Here is a 20,234-nt window from a genome sequence, read left to right as displayed (position 1 = left end):
GGACGATGAAAACAGTTCTCTGCTATGGCGACAGTCTGACCTGGGGCTACGATGCCACCGATGGCGGTCGACATGCGCTTGCCGATCGCTGGCCGAGTGTCTTGCAGAAGGCGTTGGGGCCGGACGTCCAGGTCATCGCCGAGGGGCTGAACGGCCGCACGACCGCCTACGACGATCACCTCGCCGATTGCGACCGCAATGGTGCGAAGGTGCTGCCGACGCTGCTGCACAGCCACGCGCCGCTCGATCTCATCATTCTTCTTCTCGGCGCAAATGACATGAAGCCGGTGATCCACGGAACCGCCTTCGGCGCCGTCAAGGGCGTCGAGCGGCTGGTCAATCTGGTGCGCCGGCACGATTGGCCGGTTGAGAGTGAGGACGGCCCGGAGATCCTGATCGTGTCGCCGCCGGTGCTTTGCGAAACCGCCGACGCCGGCTTTGCCGCAATGTTCGCAGGCGGCATCGAGCAGTCTTCGATGCTGGCGCCCCTTTACCGCGATCTCGCCGACGAACTCGATTGCGGCTTCTTCGATGCCGGATCTGTGGCGGTGACGACGCCGCTCGATGGCGTGCATCTCGATGCGGAAAACACGCGTGCGATAGGCCGGGGTCTGGAACCGGTCGTGCGGATGATGCTCGGGGTCTGAGAATGGTCGGGGGCGTCACCATACGTCCGGCCGAAAGACGTGAGGCGGCGGAACTCGCCATCCTCGTCGATATCGCCGCGCATGGCTTTGCCTCCTGGCTCTGGTACGGCGCCGTCCAGCATGGGGTGACGGATACGGCTTTTGAGCGCGGGCGCAACAAGCTGCGCGAAGAGCCGGGTCCGGGGAACTGGCGTGATGCGCTGGTTGCCGAGGTCGATGACGAGGTTGCCGGACTGTCGCTCGGCTATGGGGTCGGGCCGGAAGCGGCTGAGATTGTTGCCGGGCACCCGGTTCTCGAGCCCCTGCTGGCGCTGCAGCGGCAAATCGTCGGGCACTGGTTCATAGAGAGCCTGGGCGTCTATCGCCATCAGCGCGGCCGGGGGATCGGCAAGGCGCTTCTGGCAAAGGAATTCGAACGCGCCGGATCGGCGCCGGTGAGCCTGATCACCGAGAGCCACAACGGCTGGGCTCAGGCACTATACAGGGCAAACGGTTTCGGCGAGGCAGCGCGCGCCGAGGCGGTTCCGCTCTTTGAGGAAAGCAAGAAACACGACTGGGTGCTCTTCACCCGCAAGGTCGCTTGAGACAAAGGCAGGAAACACATGGCTGAGAATTACGACGTCATCGTCATCGGTTCGGGTCCGGGGGGCTATATCGCCGCCATTCGTGCGGCACAGTTGGGTCTCAAGACCGCGGTCGTCGAGCGCGAGCACCTGGCCGGCATCTGCTCCAACTGGGGCTGCATCCCGACCAAGGCGCTGCTGCGCTCCGCCGAAGTTCTGCACTACGCCCAGCACCCGGGCAGCTATGGCATCAAGATCGAAGGCACCGTGACGCCGGACCTGAAGGCGATCGTTGCACGCTCGCGCGGCATTGCCGAGCGCATGAATGGCGGCGTCGGCTTCCTGATGAAGAAGAACAAGGTCGATGTGATCTGGGGTGAAGCCAAGCTCACGAAGCCCGGCGAAATCGTCGTCGGCAAGTCGACGAAGCCGGTCGTCCAGCCGCAGGCGCCGCTGCCGAAGAACACCAAGGGCGAGGGCACCTACACCGCCAAGCATATCATCATCGCGACCGGCGCCCGCCCACGCGCGCTGCCGGGCATCGAGCCCGATGGCAAGCTGATCTGGACCTACTTCGAGGCGATGAAGCCTGAGGAAATGCCGAAGTCGCTGCTGGTCATGGGCTCGGGCGCGATCGGCATCGAATTCGCCTCCTTCTACCGCACCATGGGTGTGGACGTGACGGTCGTCGAAGTGATGCCGAACGTGATGCCGGTCGAAGATGCCGAGATTTCGAACATCGCCAAGAAGCAGTTCGAAAAGCAAGGCATGAAGATCCATCTCCAGGCCAAGGTGACGAAGGTCGAGAAGGCTGCCAACTCGATCACCGCCCATGTCGAGATGAAGGACGGCAAGGTCGAGAAGATCACCGCTGACCGCATGATCTCGGCCGTCGGCGTTCAGGGCAACATCGAGAACCTCGGCCTCGAAACGCTCGGGGTCAAGACCGACCGCGGCTGCATCGTCATCGACGGCTACGGCAAGACCAACGTTCCCGGCGTCTACGCGATCGGCGACGTCGCCGGACCGCCGATGCTCGCCCACAAGGCCGAGCATGAGGCCGTCATCTGCGTCGAAAAGATCGCTGGCCTGCCGAACGTCCACCCGATGGACAAGCTGAAGATCCCGGGCTGCACCTATTGCCACCCGCAGGTCGCCTCCGTCGGCCTTACGGAAGCCAAGGCCAAGGAACTCGGACGCGACATCCGCGTCGGCCGTTTCCCCTTCGTTGCCAACGGCAAGGCGATCGCGCTCGGCGAGGACCAGGGCATGGTCAAGACGATCTTCGACAAGAAGACCGGCGAACTCTTGGGCGCCCACATGGTCGGTGCGGAAGTCACCGAACTGATCCAGGGCTTCGTCGTCGCGATGAACCTCGAGACGACCGAAGAAGATCTGATGCACACGATCTTCCCGCATCCGACGATCTCCGAGACGATGAAGGAAAGCGTGCTCGACGCCTACGGCCGCGCGCTCAACGCCTGATGGTTTCGGCGCCGGCGCTTTTGGTGTAGCTTTGGCATTGATAATGGGCGCATTTTCAATGCACGGAGACCAAAATGAGCGTGAACGGCGTCGGTATTTTGGCTGCGATCATCGTCGGCGGTTTGGCCGGGTGGCTCGCGGAGAAGTTCATGGGCAGCAGCATGGGGCTGATCATGAACATAGTGCTCGGCATCATCGGTGCGGTGGTGCTGAATTTCGTCCTGGCGGCCTTCGGCATGGCCTATGCCGGCTGGGTCGCCTACCTGATCATCGGCTTCATCGGCGCATGCCTGTTGATCGCCGCTGGTCGGGTCGTGAAACGATAGTCCGTCGGGCCATCTGCGCTTCCGTCGGGCTTCGAAAATAGACGGCCTGACATTTCCGGTCGGGCCGTCTATATAGAGCGAAAATGGGTCATCCGGCCTGATGCCGGATCCGCCGCGACGAGGAAGACAGTATGGTAACGGTGTTCGATGCCGTCTCTGACCGGGCGCAACGCGTCCGCCACCCGGAAAAGGCCCACAAGCCCGACACGGAAGTGATGCGCAAGCCGGAGTGGATCCGCGTCAAGGCGCCGATGTCCAAGGGCTACCAGGAGACGCGCGAGCTGGTGCGTTCGCACAAGCTCGTGACCGTGTGCGAGGAAGCCGGTTGCCCGAACATCGGCGAATGCTGGGACAAGAAGCACGCCACGTTCATGATCATGGGCGAGATCTGTACCCGCGCCTGCGCCTTCTGCAACGTCGCGACCGGGAAGCCGAATGCGCTCGACATGGAAGAGCCGGCCAACATCGCCAAGGCCGTCAAGCAGATGGGCCTCAGCCACGTCGTCATCACTTCGGTCGACCGTGACGATCTGGAAGATGGCGGCGCCGAACATTTCGAGAAGGTCATCTGGGCGATCCGCGAGGCCTCGCCGACGACGACCATCGAGATCCTGACGCCGGACTTCCTGAAGAAGCCGGGCGCTCTGGAGCGCGTCGTTGCCGCCAAGCCCGACGTCTTCAACCACAATATGGAAACGGTTCCCGGCAACTACCTGACGGTCCGCCCCGGTGCGCGCTACTTCCACTCCGTCCGCCTGCTGCAGCGCGTGAAGGAACTGGACCCGACCATGTTCACCAAGTCCGGCATCATGGTCGGCCTCGGCGAAGAGCGCAACGAAGTGCTGCAGTTGATGGACGACCTGAGGACCGCCGATGTCGACTTCCTGACGATCGGCCAATACCTGCAGCCGACGCGCAAGCACCACAAGGTCGAAGCGTTCGTCACGCCCGAGGAGTTCAAGTCCTACGAGACTGTCGCCTACACCAAGGGCTTCCTGATGGTGTCGTCGAGCCCGCTGACGCGCTCGTCGCACCACGCCGGCGACGACTTTGCGCGGCTGCGTGCAGCCCGCGAAAAGAAGCTGGCGGCCGTGGCAGGCTGACGGCTCGGCCGCTCAAAAAAATACCGAAACTCCGGCCCCGAGCCGGAGTTTCGCATTGGGTTTACTTGTTCCCGAGTTCCGCGGGAGTTTCCATGGACCTGCCGTCAAAACCGGCAATCGTCAACTATGTCGACGATGCCGTTGCCGCCGACCATATTCGCAGGGCCAGGCGCATCCTCGTGGTCGGATGCTCCGGCGGCGGCAAGTCAACGCTTTCACAGAAGCTCGCCCGTCAGTTCCAGTTGACCTACATCTCGATCGATCGCGATATCCGGTGGTTGCCGGGTTGGGCAGAGCGTGACCGGGCGGAGCAGCGCCAGCGCATTGTCGAGAGGATCGCCGCCGATCGCTGGGTCATGGATGGCACCGGTCCGTCCACATTCGATATCCGGGTGCCGAGAAGCGACATCGTGATCTGGGTGCGCATGCCGCGGCTTGTCTGCATATGGGGCGTCGTCACCCGCTGGCTGAAACATTTCGGCCGCACCCGCCCGGAGATGGCGCCGGGCTGCATCGAAAAGGTCGATTGGGATTTCCTTCAGTTCATCTGGACGTTTGAGCAGAAGTTTACGCCGCACATCGTCGCAGGTCTGGCGAAGCACGGCCCTGACGTGCCAGTTCTGCAGTTGAAATCGCGGCGCCAGATGCGCAGGCTCCTTGATCTTCTCGGTTCTCCCGCTTAACTCCCCTTTATGCCGCATTTCGAAACCAACCACGTCGTCAAGCACACCGCAGACCAGATGTTCGACCTCGTTGCCGACGTCGAACAGTATCCGCAGTTCCTGCCGCTCTGTGAGGCGCTGACGGTACGCTCGCGCAAGGAGCGCGATGGAAAAGTGCTTCTGCTTGCCGATATGACCGTCGGTTACAAGGCGATCCGCGAGACCTTCACGACGCAGGTGCTGCTGAACAAGGCAGAGCGGACGATCGACGTCAAATACATCGACGGGCCGTTCAAATATCTCGACAACCGCTGGCGCTTCGAGCCTTCGGGCGAGGGGCAGTCGATCGTGCACTTCGACATCGACTACGAGTTCAAGAGCCGCATCCTCGGGGCCTTGATGGGCTCGATGTTCGACCGTGCCTTCCGCATGTTCTCCGACGCCTTCGAAAAGCGCGCCGACAGCATCTATTCGGCCTGAGCGATCTGCGTGAGCAGATCGAGTGCGGTGCGGATGGTCGCAAGCCTTATGTTGCTGCGGCCGATATCGCCGTAGCGCATCTCGCGATGCAGCAGCGCGCCGTTTCGCCCTGCCGCAGCGAGATGCACAAGGCCGACAGGCTTTTCAGCCGAACCACCGCTCGGCCCGGCGATGCCGGTGACGGCAACGGCGAAGTCAGCCGCCGAATGCGCGATTGCGCCCTGTGCCATCTCGATCGCCGTCTGCCGCGAGACGGCACCATGGGCGACGAGCGTCGCCGTCTCGACGCCGAGCATTGCGACCTTTGCCTCGTTGGAATAGGTGACGAAGCCGCGGTCGAGGACTGCGGACGAACCGGAGATCTCGGTCAGCGCACCGGCGATCAGGCCACCAGTGCAGGATTCGGCGGTCGCGACCTTGCGGCCATTTGCCGTGAACTGCGCGATGATCTCACCGGCTTTGACTTCGATGTCGGCGGACCACATCACGAAAGGTTCCCATAGACGACCGTCGCCGTGGCGATCGCGGCGATGCCTTCGTCGCGGCCGACGAAACCAAGGCGTTCGTTGGTCGTTGCCTTGACCGAGCACCGGTCGAGTGAAATCCCCAGCATGTCCGAGAGATTTTCGCGCATCGTCAGGCGGTGCGGCCCGACCTTCGGCGCTTCGGCGATCAGCGAAACGTCTGCATTGGTGATGATGCCGCCGCGCTCGCGCACGATTTTGGCCGCGTGCTCCAGGAAAATGCGAGACGGCGCGCCCTTCCATTGCGGATCGGACGGCGGGAAATGATCGCCGATGTCGCCGGCGCCACAGGTGGCGAGCAGCGCGTCGGTGAGCGCATGCAGCGCCACGTCGGCATCGGAATGGCCGGAAAGTTTCTTGGTGTGCGCAATGAAGACGCCACAGAGCGTGACGCCGTCGCCCTCCACGAGCTGGTGCACGTCGTAGCCGTTGCCGGTGCGCACATCGGGCAGGGCAATCCGATTGAGTTTCTCGTCGGCCATGGCGATATCCCTTTTCAGCGTAAGCTTGACGTTGTCGACGGCGCCTTCGACGAGCACGACCTTGAGGCCGGCCCATTCAGCGATCGACGCGTCGTCGGTAAAATCCGTGCGGCCGCTTCTCGCCGCCTCCCGGTGAGCGGCAAGAATGGCCTGGAGATCGAATGTCTGTGGCGTCTGTGCGCCGTAGAGGCCGTCGCGCGGCACGGTTTCCGTGACCATGCCATCCTTGCCGGCACGCTTCAGCGTGTCTGCGACGGCGACCGCCGGCAGTACGGCCCTGACGTCCTCACTCAATGCCGCAGCGCACCGCGACAGCAGCGCGTGATCGGCAAAGGGGCGCACCGCATCGTGGATCATCACGCGGCGCGCGCCGATGTCGGCCAGGGCTTCGAGGCCGGCGAGCACCGATATCTGCCGGGTCGCGCCACCGTGGACGATGATCACGTCGCTGGCCACGGAGCGCTTGCATGCAGCGTCGAACAACGCCTCGTCGTCCGGATGGATGACGACGACGATCGGACCGGCGCCCGGCCATGTCGCGAAAGTGTCAAGCGTATGGGCGATAACGGGGCGGTCGCCGATGGTTCGGTACTGCTTCGGGCCCTCGGCGGATTGCCCGGCGCGTTCGCCGCGTCCTGCCGCGACGATAACCACGCCGCACTTGAACTGTTCTTGAGGCTGCATTTTCTGTATGAGGTCCCGCATTCGCCGATCTTCGCCGTGATGTACCGCGAAGGGTCGTGCTTTGCCAGCTGAGCTTAGAATTTTGCGCGGCGCGCCGAAATCGCTTGGCAAGTCCGAGAACAATGTCTAAAAATAGTGCAGGAACAACATGTGCCTGAAAGATATGCATTTGCCAATTCCGGCTCTTTCGTCTCCGCTTCGCATCGGATCCATCGAAATCCGCAACCGAGTTGCGCTCGCGCCGATGTCCGGCGTCACCGATCTCCCATTCCGGCGGCTTGCCTGGCGCTTCGGTGCGGGTTTCGTCGTGACCGAAATGGTGGCGAGCCGTGAACTGGTCGGCAATGCCCAGGAATCCTGGGCGCGGCTGAAGAACTCCGGGATCAAGCCGCACATCGTCCAGCTTGCGGGCCGTGAGGCCCACTGGATGGCGGAGGCCGCGAAGATCGCTGCCGACAATGGCGCCGACATCATCGACATCAATATGGGCTGCCCGGCAAAGAAGGTGACGGGCGGCTATTCCGGCTCGGCGCTGATGCGCGATCCCGATCACGCGCTGTCGCTGGTCGAGGCAACCGTCAACGCCGTCGATGTGCCCGTGACGCTGAAGATGCGGCTCGGCTGGGATGAAAACTCGATCAATGCGCCGCTGATTGCCAAGCGCGCCGAAGAGGCGGGCGTGAAGGCGATTACCGTGCACGGCCGCACGCGCATGCAGTTCTACAACGGTAAGGCGGATTGGGATGCGATCCGATTGGTCCGCGAGGTCGTCACCGTGCCGCTGGTCGCCAATGGTGACGTGGAGACGGTCGCCGATGCGGAAGAGATTCTCCGCCGATCGGGCGCGGACGCCGTCATGGCCGGCCGGTCCTCGCAGGGGCGCCCGTGGCACGTCGGGCTTCTCGCCGGGGCGGTCACGCATCCGTCACCGGCGGAGGTCGCCGATATCTTTGCTGAGCACTACGAGATGATGCTCGAATTCTATGGCGTTGAGGTCGGCCTCCGGCATGCCCGCAAGCATGTCGCCTGGTATCTCGATCGCGCTGCCCCCGACATGGCGGGGCCGGAAAAGGCCGCAATCCTGACATCGACCGATGCCCGTTTCGTCCGTGACAGGGCCCGTGCGGCGATGCTCGACGCCGCCTCGAGTAAGCCGGAAGGCGAGGCGGTCGAAGAAGGAATTGCCGCATGACCGAGAAACCGAGCATGCCGGATGCCGTCGCCAACGGTCTGTCGATGGCGGTTCTGAACGCCATCCAGAACCCGGTGATCATGGTGGATGCCAAGGGTCTCGTCGCCTTTGCCAACTGGGAGGCCGAATCGTTTTTCGGCGCCAGCGCCAACCACCTGGCGCGCCATGACATCAGCGCCTTCATTCCCTTTGGTAGTCCGCTGCTGACGCTGATCGAGCAGGTGCGCGAGCGCAAGGCGCCGGTCAACGAGTATCGCGTCGACCTGAGTTCGCCGCGCCTTGGGGCCGACAAGCTGGTCGATCTCTATGTCGCCCCTGTACTGTCCGAGCCGGGTGCGGTCGTCGTGGTCTTCCAGGAGCGTTCGATGGCCGACAAGATCGACCGGCAGCTGACGCATCGCGGCGCTGCCCGTTCGGTGACCGGTCTCGCCTCGATGCTGGCGCATGAAATCAAGAACCCACTCTCAGGCATCCGCGGTGCGGCGCAACTGCTGGAGACCTCCGCCAACGACGAGGACCGCGCGCTGACGCGGCTGATCTGCGACGAGACCGACCGCATCGTTTCGCTGGTCGATCGCATGGAGGTGTTTTCCGACGAGCGCCCCGTCGATCGCGTGCCGCTGAACATCCATTCGGTGCTCGACCACGTGAAGGCGATCGCCAAGGCCGGCTTCGCCCGCCACATCAAGTTCGCGGAGCACTACGATCCGTCGCTGCCGCCCGTCTATGCCAACCGCGATCAGCTGGTTCAGGTGTTCCTGAACCTGATCAAGAATGCGGCCGAAGCGATCGGCGAACGCCACGACGGCGAAATCCTGCTGACGACCGCCTACCGGCCGGGCATTCGCCTGTCGGTTGCCGGGACGCGCGAGAAGATCTCGCTGCCGCTGGAATTCTGCGTGCACGACAATGGCCCAGGCGTCCCTCAGGACCTGCTGCCGCTCTTGTTTGACCCCTTCATCACCACCAAGACCAATGGTTCAGGCCTGGGTCTCGCTCTGGTTGCCAAGATCATCGGCGGCCATGGCGGGATCGTCGAATGCGACAGCCAGCAGAACCGCACCACCTTCCGCGTGCTGATGCCTGCCTCCAAGGGCCAGGCCGCGGATGACGACGACATGCCGATGACAAAAGGAAACCTTGCATGACCGGTGCCACGATCCTCGTCGCGGATGACGATGCCGCCATTCGCACCGTGCTGAACCAGGCGCTCAGCCGCGCCGGATACGATGTCCGCATCACCTCCAACGCGGCGACGCTGTGGCGCTGGATTGCGGCGGGCGATGGCGATCTGGTCGTGACCGACGTGGTGATGCCGGACGAAAACGCCTTCGATCTTCTCCCGCGCATCAAGAAGGCGCGCCCCGACCTGCCGGTGCTGGTCATGAGCGCCCAGAACACATTCATGACGGCGATCAAGGCCTCGGAGAAGGGCGCCTACGACTATCTGCCGAAGCCTTTCGACCTGACCGAGTTGATCGGCATCATCGGCCGGGCGCTGTCGGAGCCGAAGCGCCGGCCGGCAAAGCTCGACGACGACACCCAGGATGGCATGCCGCTGGTCGGCCGCTCGGCTGCGATGCAGGAAATCTACCGGGTGCTGGCGCGCCTGATGCAGACCGACCTGACCCTGATGATCACGGGCGAGTCCGGCACCGGCAAGGAGCTTGTTGCCCGCGCGCTGCACGACTATGGCAAGCGCCGCAACGGCCCTTTCGTGGCCATCAACATGGCGGCGATCCCGCGCGACCTGATCGAATCGGAACTGTTCGGCCACGAGAAGGGCGCCTTTACCGGTGCGCAGATGCGCTCGACCGGCCGCTTCGAGCAGGCCGAAGGCGGAACGCTCTTCCTCGACGAAATCGGCGACATGCCGATGGACGCGCAGACGCGTCTTCTACGCGTCTTGCAGCAGGGGGAATATACGACCGTCGGCGGACGCACGCCGATCCGCTCCGACGTGCGTATTGTCGCGGCAACCAACAAGGACCTGAAGCAGTCGATCAATCAGGGCCTGTTCCGCGAAGACCTCTACTATCGTCTGAACGTCGTGCCGCTGCGGTTGCCGCCGCTGCGCGACCGTGCCGAGGACATTCCGGACCTCGTGCGCCACTTCGTCCAGCAAGCGGAAAAGGAAGGCTTGGACGTCAAGCGCTTCGACCATGAGGCGCTGGAGCTGATGAAGGCGCACCCCTGGCCGGGCAACGTTCGCGAGCTGGAGAACCTGGTGCGGCGCCTGACGGCACTTTATCCACAGGATGTCATCAGCCGCGAGATCATCGAAAACGAGCTTCGCTCCGAGATCCCGGATAGCCCGATCGAGAAGGCGGCGGCGCGTCCGGGCTCGCTGACGATTTCGCAGGCGGTCGAGGAAAATATGCGCCAGTATTTCGCAACCTTTGGCGAGGCCTTGCCTCCGGCCGGCCTTTACGACCGGGTACTTGCGGAAATGGAGTATCCGCTGATCCTCGCAGCGCTCACCGCCACCCGCGGCAACCAGATCAAGGCGGCCGATCTGCTCGGCCTTAACCGCAACACGCTGCGCAAGAAGATCCGCGAGCTCGGTGTTTCGGTCTATCGCAGCTCACGCAGCGCTTGACTTGGTCGCACCCACCGTTGCATTTTCGCCACAATGCGTTGCTTGAACGGATAACGGCCGCCGAATCGCGCGTCGTTGCCGTCCTGTTCAATCGATTTGACCCAATCGATTGACGGGGGTGCAGCGCGGCAGCCCATCTGGGTGGTGAGGTCAACCTTTGACCCGAGAATGCAAGCAAGAGATGCCGTCGCCGGCCGGCGACGGTTGGGGGAACGCTTTTCATGGTGGACGCAATGGCCTTGCCGCTGGGCACAGATGAGGGACTGGCGGCGCAGGATCGCCGTGGCTCCTTTGCCCTGCCGGGCCTGATGTTGGCAACCGGCGCGCTGATCTGTGCGACCGTTTCCCTGCTCGTGCTTCTCGGCCTGACGCCAATCAAGCTCGAACGAAATATCGTCATCGCCTGTGCGGCGATCAACAGCCTCTTCGTCGTCGGCCTCATCTATCTGATCGCCCGTGAAATCCTGCGTCTCCTGCGCGCCCGCCACAAAGGCCGTGCCGCAGCGCGACTGCACGTGCGCATCGTCGCGCTGTTTTCAATCGTGGCGATCACGCCGGCGGTTCTCGTCGCGATCTTTGCCAGCATCACGCTCGATGTCGGCCTTGACCGCTGGTTTTCGCTCCGAACCCAGGCGATCGTCCGCTCCTCGATCAACGTGGCGCAGGCCTATGTGCTCGAGAATGCCAGCTATCTCCAGGGCCAGACCGTGTCGATGGCGAACGACCTCGAGCGCAACCGTCAGCTCTACAGCCTCGACCGCACGGGCTTTGCCGAGCTGATGACCCGCCAGGCGCGCGGACGCGGTATGCTGGGCGCCTTTCTTGTGCGTGCCGACGGCAGCCCCATCGTGCAGGCCAACATCTCGACCGATCGGCCGCTGCCGGCGATCCCGCCGGATGCGTTGAAGAGTTCCGTCTCTGGCCAGCCGACTCTGATCCCGCCGGGGATTACCAACCTTGTCGGCGCGGTCATCCCGCTCGACGACATCCCGGGCACCTTCCTCTACACGGTTCGCAACGTCGATCCGGAGGTGATGCGCTCGCTCCGGCTGATGGAGGAGAACACCGCCGAGTACAAGATGCTCGAGGCCGGGCGAACCTTCACCCAGATCGCCTTCGGCGTCCTCTATCTCGGCTTTGCCCTCATCGTACTGCTTGCCGCGATCTGGACCGCGATCGCAGTCGCTGACCGGATTGTCCGGCCCATCCGCCAGCTGATCGGTGCCGCCGACAGCGTCGCTTCCGGCAATCTCGATGTCGTCGTGCCGGTGCGCGCCGTCGATGGCGACGTCGGTAATCTGTCACGAACCTTCAACAAGATGGTTTCTGAGATCCGCAGCCAGCAGGAGCAGATCCTGGAGGCCAAGGACGAAGTCGACCACCGCCGCCGCTTCATCGAGGCGGTTCTGTCGGGCGTGACCGCGGCTGTCATCGGTGTCGGTCGTGACCGCCAGATCACCATTGCCAATCCGTCGTCCGAAGATTTCCTGAAGAAGGCCGCGCCGGATCTTCTCGGTGCCGATCTCAGGCAGATCGCGCCCGAGATCGAGGAGGTCCTGGTCGAGGCCGAAGGGCGCCATCGCAACGATTACCGCAAGCAGATCAACGTTATGCGCGGCGGAACCGAGCGCACGCTGAACGTTCAGGTGACGCGCGAAGAGGGCGGCGAGGCGAACGAATCCTACGTCATCACCATCGACGACATCACCGATCTCGTCATCGCCCAGCGCTCGACCGCCTGGGCGGACGTGGCGCGCCGCATCGCCCACGAGATCAAGAACCCGCTGACGCCGATCCAGCTTTCCGCCGAGCGCCTGAAGCGGCGCTACGGCAAACAGATCAATCAGGACGACAAAGCCGTGTTCGACCAGTGCACGGACACCATCGTGCGCCAGGTGGAGGACATCGGACGCATGGTGGACGAGTTCTCGGCCTTCGCGCGCATGCCGAAGCCGACAAAGGAACGGGCGGATCTTCGCGCGATCCTGAAGGATGCAGTGTTCCTGCGCGAAATGGGCAACAACCACATCAACTTCGTGCGCGATCTCGGCGAGGAGCCGCTTGAGGGCTCGTTCGACGGGCGCATGCTCGGTCAGGCCTTCGGCAACATCGTCAAGAATGCCGTGGAATCGATCGAGGCGGTGCCGGCAGATGCGGTCCGCGGCCAGCCTGTCGTCGTGGCGCGTGCGCGAACCGATGCGGCGACCGGCCAGTTCGTCGTCGATATCATCGACAACGGCAAGGGCCTGCCCACGGAAAACCGGCACCGTATTCTGGAGCCATACATGACGATGCGCGAGAAGGGCACGGGCCTGGGTCTCGCCATCGTCAAGAAGATCATCGAGGACCATGGCGGACAATTGGAATTGCACGACGCGCCTGCCGAATACGACGGCGGTGTCGGGGCGATGATCCGCGTGATCCTGCCGCCTGCCGGAGAAACCGGGGGCGAAGAGAGTTTGAAGGATAAGGGTGCGAGCGATGGCCGCTGATATTCTGGTTGTGGACGATGAGGAAGATATCCGCGAGATCGTGTCGGGTATCCTGTCCGACGAGGGGCACGAAACGCGCACCGCCTTCGACAGCGACAGCGCGCTGGCGGCGATCAGCGATCGCGTGCCGCGGCTGGTCTTCCTCGACATCTGGATGCAGGGAAGCCGCCTCGACGGCCTGGCGCTGCTCGACGAGATCAAGGGGCGGCACCCGGATCTTCCGGTTGTCATGATTTCCGGTCACGGCAACATCGAGACCGCGGTCAACGCCATCAAGCGCGGCGCCTATGATTTCATCGAGAAGCCCTTCAAGGCCGACCGTCTGATCCTGATCGCCGAACGGGCGCTGGAAAATTCCAAGCTCAGGCGCGAAGTCTCGGAGCTGAAGAAGAAGTCCGGCGATCCGGTCGAGCTGATCGGCACGTCCGTTGCCGTCTCGCAGCTTCGCCAGACGGTCGAAAAGGTCGCGCCGACCAACAGCCGCATCATGATCCAGGGGCCCTCGGGTTCCGGTAAGGAACTGGTCGCGCGTATGATCCACCGCAAGTCGACGCGATCGACGGGCCCCTTCGTGGCGCTGAACGCAGCGGCGATCACGCCGGACCGAATGGAAATCGCGCTCTTCGGGACCGAGGGCACGCCGGGCCAGCCGCGCCGCACGGGCGCGCTCGAGGAAGCCCATGGCGGCATCCTTTATCTCGACGAGATCGGCGAAATGCCGCGCGAGACGCAAAACAAGATCCTGCGCGTGCTCGTCGACCAGCAGTTCGAGCGTGTCGGCGGCACCAAGCGCGTGAAGGTCGACGTCCGGATCATCTCTTCGACGGCCTACAATCTCGAAAACATGATCTCCGAGGGCCTGTTCCGCGAAGACCTGTTCCACCGGCTGGCGGTCATTCCGGTTCGTGTTCCGGCACTCGCCGAGCGGCGCGAAGACATTCCGTTCCTCGTCGACATGTTCATGCGCCAGGTCAGCGAGCAGGCGGGCATCCGTCCGCGCAAGATTGGCGACGACGCGCTGGCGGTGCTGCAGGCGCATGACTGGCCGGGCAACATCCGCCAGCTTCGCAACAACATCGAGCGGCTGATGATCCTTGCCCGCAGCGACGGTCCGGATACGCCGATCTCGGCCGACATGCTCCCAACCGAAGTGGGTGACACCCTGCCGAAGATTTCGGCCCAGGGCGACCAGCATATCATGACCTTGCCGTTGCGCGAGGCTCGCGAAATGTTCGAACGTGATTATCTGATCGCGCAGATCAACCGATTCGGCGGCAATATTTCGCGCACGGCGGAGTTCGTCGGTATGGAGCGGTCGGCGCTGCATCGGAAGCTGAAGTCGCTGGGCGTCTGAACCGGAATTTCCGGCCAGCCCGCCCGCGCTCGCATGTGAAAGAACGACATGAAGGTAGTCATTTGTGGCGCGGGGCAGGTCGGTTACGGCATTGCTGAGCGACTGGCGCAGGAAGACAACGACGTTTCGGTGATCGATACGTCGGCGGCGCTCATCGCCAACATCACCGAGAGCCTCGACGTGCGCGGTTACGTCGGCCATGGCGCGCATCCGGATGTGCTCGCCAAGGCGGGTGCTGACCAGGCCGACATGCTGATTGCGGTCACGCTGTCCGACGAAGTCAACATCGTCGCCTGTGAAGTGGCGCACGCGATCTTCAACGTGCCGACGAAGGTTGCGCGCATTCGGGCGCAGAGCTATCTCGCGCCTGAGTATGCGAACCTGTTTTCGCGCGAGAACGTGCCGATCGACGTCACCATCTCGCCCGAAGTCGAGGTCGGGCGGCTCGTGCTGCGGCGCATTTCCTTTCCTGGCGCGATCGACGTCGTGCGTTTCGCCGATGACCGCATCGCCATGGTCGCCTTCGAGTGCCTGGAAGATTGTCCCGTCGTCGGCACGCCGCTGCAACAGTTGAGCGAACTGTTTCCTGACCTGCTTGCGACCGTCACCGGCATTTTCCGCAACGGCAAGGTGATCGTGCCCCATTCCGACGACCAGTTGCAGGCGGGCGATATCGCCTATGTCGTTTGCGATCGGGATCATGCGCGGCGCACGCTGACGCTCTTCGGCCACGAAGAGCAGGAGGCGCGGCGCATCATCATTTTCGGCGGCGGCAATGTCGGCTATTTCGTCGCCAAGACGATCGAGGAACACCAGCCGCGCACGCGGGTGAAGCTGATCGAGAGCGATCGCGACCGCGCGGTGATGATGGCCGACAAGCTGAGCAGCACGGTCGTCCTCAACGGGTCGGCCATGGACCAGCGGATCCTCGCGCAGGCCGATGTCCAGGACGCCGATCTCGTCGTGGCGCTCACGAACAACGACCAGATCAACATCCTCGGCAGCATGATGGCGAAACACCTGGGTGCAAAGTCCACACTCGTCCTCATCAACGAACCGTCCTACCAGGATTTTGCCGCGACTGCCGGCGTCGACGCCTATGTGAACCCGCGCGCGGTGACCATTTCGCGCGTGCTGCAGCATGTCCGCAAGGGCCGCATCCGCTCGGTCTATGCGGTGCAGAAGGGCATGGCCGAGGTGATCGAGGCCGAGGCTCTGGAAACGTCCCCGCTCGTCGGCAAGGCCCTGCGCGACCTCGAACTTCCCGACGGAATCCGCATCGGCGCGCTCTATCGCGACAAGACGTTCATCCGCCCCGATGGCGCCACCCGGATCAAGGCGAAGGACCGCGTCGTGCTCTTTGCCACCGCCGATGCGGTGCGCCATGTCGAGCAATTGTTCCGCGTCAGCATTCAGTATTTCTAAGGTCGAGACGATGTCCCGAATTGCCTATGTCAACGGCGCCTACGTGCCGCACGCGGACGCCAACGTCCATATCGAGGACCGCGGCTATCAGTTTGCGGACGGCGTCTACGAGGTCTGCGAGGTGCGTCACGGCTATATCGTCGATCTCACCCGTCATCTCGATCGCCTCGGCCGCTCGCTCAGCGAACTGCGCATCGACTGGCCGATGACAAGGGCCGCGCTCGTCCACGTGATCCGCGAAGTCATCCGGCGCAACCGGGTGAGAAACGGCCTGTTCTACATGCAGGTCACGCGCGGCGTGGCGCGCCGCGATCACGTCTTTCCCGTAACGGAAACACGCCCGTCGATCGTGGTGACGGCGAAGCGCACCGACGCTGCAGCCATTGCCAGGAAGGCGACCCATGGCATTGCGGCGATCACGGTGCCGGAAAACCGTTGGGATCGTGTCGACATCAAGTCGGTCGGGCTTCTGCCTAACGTGCTGGCGCGCCAGAAGGCCAAGGAGGAAGGCGCACAGGAGGCGATCTTCGTCGATGCCGACGGCACGGTGAAGGAAGGCGCAGCGACCAATGTCTGGATTGTCGATCGCGACGGAAACCTGCGCACACGACCGGCAGAACACGGCATCCTCAAGGGAATCACCCGCACCACCTTGATGGATGTGGCGGTGCCGCTTGGGCTTAAAATCGAGGAGAGGGCGTTCTCGGTCGATGAGATGCTCGCGGCGCGCGAAGTCTTTATTACGGCCGCCACCAGCATCTGTTTTCCGGTCGTTTCGATCGACGGCAAGCCGATCGGCAACGGCCATCCAGGAAGCATAGCACAGAATATTCGCGAAGCCTTTTTCGGCGTTGCGGAAAAGACATTGATTTGATACCAACTCTGAAGAGGTGTCGGGGAAGGTACTTGTGGCGCCTCTGATTGCTGAATTTGACAAAAATGCACCGGCGCAAAACGCCGGCAAATAAGAAAGAAGCGGCGCGATGGCGGAACGTTCTCAAAACTTGCAGGATCTCTTTCTCAATACGGTCCGCAAGCAAAAGATTTCCTTGACAATTTTTCTCATCAACGGCGTCAAGCTTACCGGCGTTGTGACCTCGTTCGACAACTTCTGCGTCCTGCTGCGTCGCGACGGCCACTCGCAACTGGTCTACAAGCACGCGATCTCGACCATCATGCCCGGCCAGCCGCTGCAGATGTTCGAGAACGAAGAAGCTGCATCCTGACGGGACGTTAGGCACATTACCAAACGTGATTCAAAATTGTCGTCGATCATTCCGGAGCTCGAGAAGCTCCGCGACGACATGCGCGCGGTTGTCATCGTTCCGGTCTTGAAAAAGACCGGACGGCAGTCCGCAGATATGCTCTCGACCACCACGACGCGCTCGGACGAAAGTCGCCTCGAAGAGGCGACCGGTCTCGCCATGGCGATCGATCTTGAGGTCGTGCATGGCGCCATCGTTCCGGTGGCGCAGCCGAAGCCGGGCACCTTGCTTGGTACCGGCAAGATCGAAGAGATTGGCCACATCCTCGTCGAGCTCGATGCTGGTCTTGTCATCGTCGACCATCCGCTGACGCCGGTGCAACAGCGCAATCTCGAGAAGGAATGGAACGCCAAGGTCATCGACCGTACGGGCCTCATTCTCGAAATCTTCGGCCGCCGCGCCTCCACCAAGGAAGGCACGCTGCAGGTCGATCTCGCGCATCTCAACTATCAGAAGGGCCGCCTGGTCCGAAGCTGGACCCACCTTGAGCGCCAGCGCGGCGGTGGCGGCTTCATGGGCGGTCCGGGTGAAACCCAGATCGAAGCGGACCGGCGCTTGCTGCAGGATCGCATCGTCAAGCTCGAGCGCGAGTTGGAGCAGGTGCGCCGCACACGGCAGTTGCATCGCTCCAAGCGCAAGAAGGTACCGCACCCGATCGTCGCCCTCGTCGGCTACACCAATGCCGGCAAGTCGACGCTGTTCAACCGCATGACCGGGGCAGGCGTTCTGGCCGAGGATATGCTGTTTGCGACGCTCGACCCGACGCTTCGGCGACTGAAGCTGCCGCATGGCCGGATGGTCATCCTCTCCGACACTGTCGGCTTCATTTCCGACCTGCCGACCCATCTCGTCGCCGCGTTTCGCGCGACGCTGGAAGAGGTGCTGGAGGCGGATCTGATCCTGCATGTCCGCGACCTCTCGGACCCGGACAACCAGGCACAAGCAAGCGACGTTCTCAGAATCCTGTCCGATCTCGGCATCGACGAGAAGGAAGCCTCCGAGCGCCTGATCGAGGTCTGGAACAAGATCGACCGGTTGGATGACGAATCACGCGAGGCATTGCGCGGCAAAGCGGCGACGTCCAACAACACGGTTGCCGTTTCCGCGATCACCGGTGACGGCGTCGACGAACTACTCGCCGAAATCGGCCGTCGTCTTTCCGGCGTCCTGACGGAATGCACTGTCGTTCTCGGCATCGATCAGCTGCAGCTTCTGCCCTGGGTCTACCAGCACGCGATCGTCGACGGTCGCGAGGACCTGGAAGATGGGCGGGTGAGCCTTGATCTCAGGTTGACCGAGAACGAGGCCTCCGAGCTGGAGCGTCGCCTCGGAAACGGGCCGAAGCCCGTCGAGGAAGACTGGTAAGCCATAGCTTTCCCGGGGTTGGCGGCTAGCCGCTGTCGGCCTCAGCTTTGGGAAAGGGCACGCTGGCGGGCACGCGTCCCGCTCGTTCTAGCCCAGCTGTCGCTCGATCGCCTTGGCTGCCTGCCAGAGCTCTTCCATCCGCTCCAGCGTTGCCTCATCCAGCGTCTCGCCGGCCGCGCCGAGTTCCCGCTCGATATGGGCGAAGCGGCGGCGGAATTTGGTGTTGGTGCCGCGAAGCGCCATCTCCGGATCGGTGCCGACATGGCGCCCGATGTTCACCACGGCAAAGATCAGGTCGCCCAGTTCGTCGCTGACTTTGGCGCGGTCCTTTTCTCGCAGAGCCTGGCGCAACTCGCCGATTTCCTCCTCGATCTTGTCGAGGATCGGTTCCGGCTCCGACCAGTCGAAGCCGACTTTTGCGGCGCGCTCCTGCAGCTTCAGGGCTTCTACGAGCGCCGGAAATGAGCGCTGCACCGAGCCCAAATGGTTTGCGGCTGCATCAGGCGCGAGGCCGCGCTTGGCGCGCTTTTCTTGCCGCTCGGCCTTTTCGGCCTGCTTGATCTCATCCCATTGCAGCTTCACCGCCTCGGGCGTATCGGCGTCGGATCGGGCAAAGACATGCGGGTGCCGGCGGATCATCTTGCGGGTCACCGCCTCAACGACGTCGCCGAAAGCGAAGTCGCCGGCCTCTTCGGCCATACGGGCGTGGAAGACCACCTGCAGCAGCAGGTCGCCGAGCTCGTCGCAGAGGTCGTGCATGTCGCCGCGCTCAATGGCGTCGGCAACCTCATAGGCCTCTTCGATCGTATAGGGCTTGATGGTCTCGAAGGTCTGGACGATGTCCCAGGGGCAGCCGGTCTCGGGCTGGCGGAGCGCCGCCATGATGTCGAGCAGGCGCGTTATGTCGCGTGAAGGTTCCATGGATCTCAGTTCAGCGGAATGGCGTTGTCGTCCTTGCCCGACTGGTAGCTGTCGGAAAGGCTCTGGTAGCGGGCGCGGATGCGGGCATCCTGGGCGGAAAGCCGATCGCGGGTTTCGGCATCGGCGTCTTTCGAGAGTGCAGCAATCGAGGCCGAGTGCCAGAAGGCGTTGTCTTGCGCGTAGCCACCCGGTTCCAGCCGGAAGACCTCTTTCAGGATCTTCAGGTCGTGCGGGATCGCAAAGGCGTCGCGCGAATCCTCGTGGCTGAAGAAGTAATAGAAATTGTCGAAGCCGGCCCAGGTGATGGCCGAAAGGCACATGGAGCAGGGCTCGTGCGTCGAGAGAAAGATGAGGTCGCGGGTATCAGGCTTGTCCACCATCTCGTAGAAACGCTTCAGCGTGTGCACTTCGCCGTGCCAGAGCGGATTTTCCGTCTCGTTGTTGGTTTCGGCAAGCACCAGCGACAGATCGGACTTGCGCAGGATCGCGGCGCCGAAGACCTTGTTGCCGGCGGCAACACCCTTTTCGGTAAGCGGCAGGATATCCTGCTCGATGACGGTCAAAAGCCGTTCGGCGAGTTCGGGTTTTGTCATGTCTTGGGCCTCCGGCAGGTCGTTGACGGCATTTAACGGAGGTTACCCATGCGGCGCAATGGCCGCGCCCAG

The 20,234-nt window shown here is 63.0% G+C and carries 20 protein-coding genes; 16 read left to right on the top strand and 4 right to left on the bottom strand.

The window, feature by feature from the left end:
- Positions 1 to 5: 5 nt before the first annotated feature.
- The 7 genes from ASE71_RS08570 to ASE71_RS08540 all read left to right on the top strand — a co-directional run bounded on the left by ASE71_RS08570 (position 6) and on the right by ASE71_RS08540 (position 5,266).
- The gene (locus ASE71_RS08570) at positions 6 to 647 is read left to right on the top strand and encodes an SGNH/GDSL hydrolase family protein (protein WP_034795815.1); all 642 of its coding nucleotides are present in this window, start codon (positions 6 to 8) and stop codon (positions 645 to 647) included.
- Between the two features lie 2 nt (positions 648 to 649).
- Positions 650 to 1,231 carry a GNAT family N-acetyltransferase gene (locus tag ASE71_RS08565; protein WP_060516913.1) on the top strand — a complete coding sequence of 194 codons (582 nt, stop codon included), beginning with the start codon at positions 650 to 652 and terminating at the stop codon, positions 1,229 to 1,231.
- Between the two features lie 18 nt (positions 1,232 to 1,249).
- On the top strand, positions 1,250 to 2,695 hold the full coding sequence (lpdA, locus tag ASE71_RS08560) for a dihydrolipoyl dehydrogenase (RefSeq protein WP_034795808.1): 1,446 nt from the start codon (positions 1,250 to 1,252) through the stop codon (positions 2,693 to 2,695).
- Positions 2,696 to 2,769: 74 nt separating this feature from the next.
- Positions 2,770 to 3,021, top strand: coding sequence for a GlsB/YeaQ/YmgE family stress response membrane protein (locus ASE71_RS08555; protein WP_034795805.1), 252 nt, complete (start codon positions 2,770 to 2,772; stop codon positions 3,019 to 3,021).
- Positions 3,022 to 3,152: 131 nt separating this feature from the next.
- Positions 3,153 to 4,124: a lipoyl synthase gene (gene lipA / locus ASE71_RS08550; RefSeq protein ID WP_034795803.1), complete on the top strand. Its 972-nt coding sequence runs from the start codon at positions 3,153 to 3,155 to the stop codon at positions 4,122 to 4,124.
- A 92-nt stretch (positions 4,125 to 4,216) separates the two neighbouring features.
- Positions 4,217 to 4,807: an AAA family ATPase gene (locus tag ASE71_RS08545; protein WP_060516916.1), complete on the top strand. Its 591-nt coding sequence runs from the start codon at positions 4,217 to 4,219 to the stop codon at positions 4,805 to 4,807.
- A 9-nt stretch (positions 4,808 to 4,816) separates the two neighbouring features.
- Positions 4,817 to 5,266, top strand: coding sequence for a type II toxin-antitoxin system RatA family toxin (locus ASE71_RS08540; protein ID WP_060516918.1), 450 nt, complete (start codon positions 4,817 to 4,819; stop codon positions 5,264 to 5,266).
- Here the strand turns inward: ASE71_RS08540 and ASE71_RS08535 are convergent.
- Together ASE71_RS08535 and ASE71_RS08530 are read right to left on the bottom strand one after the other, a co-directional pair.
- Positions 5,254 to 5,751, bottom strand: coding sequence for a CinA family protein (locus ASE71_RS08535; protein WP_034795789.1), 498 nt, complete (start codon positions 5,749 to 5,751; stop codon positions 5,254 to 5,256). The two genes, ASE71_RS08540 and ASE71_RS08535, sit on opposite strands and share 13 nt — an antisense overlap.
- The gene (locus ASE71_RS08530; RefSeq protein WP_200949870.1) at positions 5,751 to 6,956 is read right to left on the bottom strand and encodes a bifunctional 2-C-methyl-D-erythritol 4-phosphate cytidylyltransferase/2-C-methyl-D-erythritol 2,4-cyclodiphosphate synthase; all 1,206 of its coding nucleotides are present in this window, start codon (positions 6,954 to 6,956) and stop codon (positions 5,751 to 5,753) included. The genes ASE71_RS08535 and ASE71_RS08530 overlap by 1 nt, the downstream gene beginning before the upstream one ends.
- A 148-nt stretch (positions 6,957 to 7,104) precedes the next feature.
- On the opposite strand from ASE71_RS08530, the gene dusB reads away from it, so the two are divergent.
- The 9 genes from dusB to hflX all read left to right on the top strand — a co-directional run bounded on the left by dusB (position 7,105) and on the right by hflX (position 18,648).
- Complete coding sequence (dusB, locus tag ASE71_RS08525; RefSeq protein WP_060516921.1) at positions 7,105 to 8,148, top strand: tRNA dihydrouridine synthase DusB; 1,044 nt, start codon at positions 7,105 to 7,107, stop codon at positions 8,146 to 8,148.
- Complete coding sequence (locus ASE71_RS08520) at positions 8,145 to 9,296, top strand: two-component system sensor histidine kinase NtrB (RefSeq protein ID WP_034795779.1); 1,152 nt, start codon at positions 8,145 to 8,147, stop codon at positions 9,294 to 9,296. The genes dusB and ASE71_RS08520 overlap by 4 nt, the downstream gene beginning before the upstream one ends.
- Entirely contained in the window at positions 9,293 to 10,747 is a 1,455-nt protein-coding gene (gene ntrC / locus ASE71_RS08515; protein ID WP_060516923.1) for a nitrogen regulation protein NR(I), read from the top strand. The genes ASE71_RS08520 and ntrC overlap by 4 nt, the downstream gene beginning before the upstream one ends.
- A 221-nt stretch (positions 10,748 to 10,968) precedes the next feature.
- The gene (locus tag ASE71_RS08510; protein ID WP_034795774.1) at positions 10,969 to 13,239 is read left to right on the top strand and encodes a sensor histidine kinase NtrY-like; all 2,271 of its coding nucleotides are present in this window, start codon (positions 10,969 to 10,971) and stop codon (positions 13,237 to 13,239) included.
- The gene (ntrX, locus tag ASE71_RS08505; protein WP_034795770.1) at positions 13,229 to 14,593 is read left to right on the top strand and encodes a two-component system response regulator NtrX; all 1,365 of its coding nucleotides are present in this window, start codon (positions 13,229 to 13,231) and stop codon (positions 14,591 to 14,593) included. Before ASE71_RS08510 ends, ntrX begins: the two co-directional genes overlap by 11 nt.
- A 48-nt stretch (positions 14,594 to 14,641) precedes the next feature.
- Entirely contained in the window at positions 14,642 to 16,018 is a 1,377-nt protein-coding gene (gene trkA, locus ASE71_RS08500; protein ID WP_034795767.1) for a Trk system potassium transporter TrkA, read from the top strand.
- 10 nt (positions 16,019 to 16,028) lie between these two features.
- A complete protein-coding gene (locus ASE71_RS08495; RefSeq protein ID WP_060516926.1) occupies positions 16,029 to 16,892 on the top strand; it encodes a D-amino-acid transaminase in 864 nt (287 codons plus the stop codon).
- Between the two features lie 109 nt (positions 16,893 to 17,001).
- The gene (hfq, locus tag ASE71_RS08490) at positions 17,002 to 17,244 is read left to right on the top strand and encodes an RNA chaperone Hfq (protein WP_003535434.1); all 243 of its coding nucleotides are present in this window, start codon (positions 17,002 to 17,004) and stop codon (positions 17,242 to 17,244) included.
- A gap of 78 nt (positions 17,245 to 17,322) precedes the next feature.
- Positions 17,323 to 18,648, top strand: a complete 1,326-nt coding sequence (gene hflX, locus ASE71_RS08485; RefSeq protein WP_060517394.1) for a GTPase HflX — start codon at positions 17,323 to 17,325, stop codon at positions 18,646 to 18,648.
- An 87-nt stretch (positions 18,649 to 18,735) separates the two neighbouring features.
- Here the strand turns inward: hflX and mazG are convergent, their stop codons facing one another.
- On the bottom strand, positions 18,736 to 19,569 hold the full coding sequence (gene mazG, locus ASE71_RS08480; protein WP_034795753.1) for a nucleoside triphosphate pyrophosphohydrolase: 834 nt from the start codon (positions 19,567 to 19,569) through the stop codon (positions 18,736 to 18,738).
- Between the two features lie 5 nt (positions 19,570 to 19,574).
- The gene (locus tag ASE71_RS08475) at positions 19,575 to 20,162 is read right to left on the bottom strand and encodes a nucleoside deaminase (RefSeq protein ID WP_060516928.1); all 588 of its coding nucleotides are present in this window, start codon (positions 20,160 to 20,162) and stop codon (positions 19,575 to 19,577) included.
- Positions 20,163 to 20,234: the final 72 nt, after the last annotated feature.

This window comes from Ensifer sp. Root954 (assembly GCF_001429005.1).
In the GTDB taxonomy this organism is placed as follows: domain Bacteria; phylum Pseudomonadota; class Alphaproteobacteria; order Rhizobiales; family Rhizobiaceae; genus Ensifer; species Ensifer adhaerens.
The sequence above is the reverse complement of the archived record's forward strand: the minus strand, read 5'-3'. Positions and strand labels throughout refer to the sequence as shown.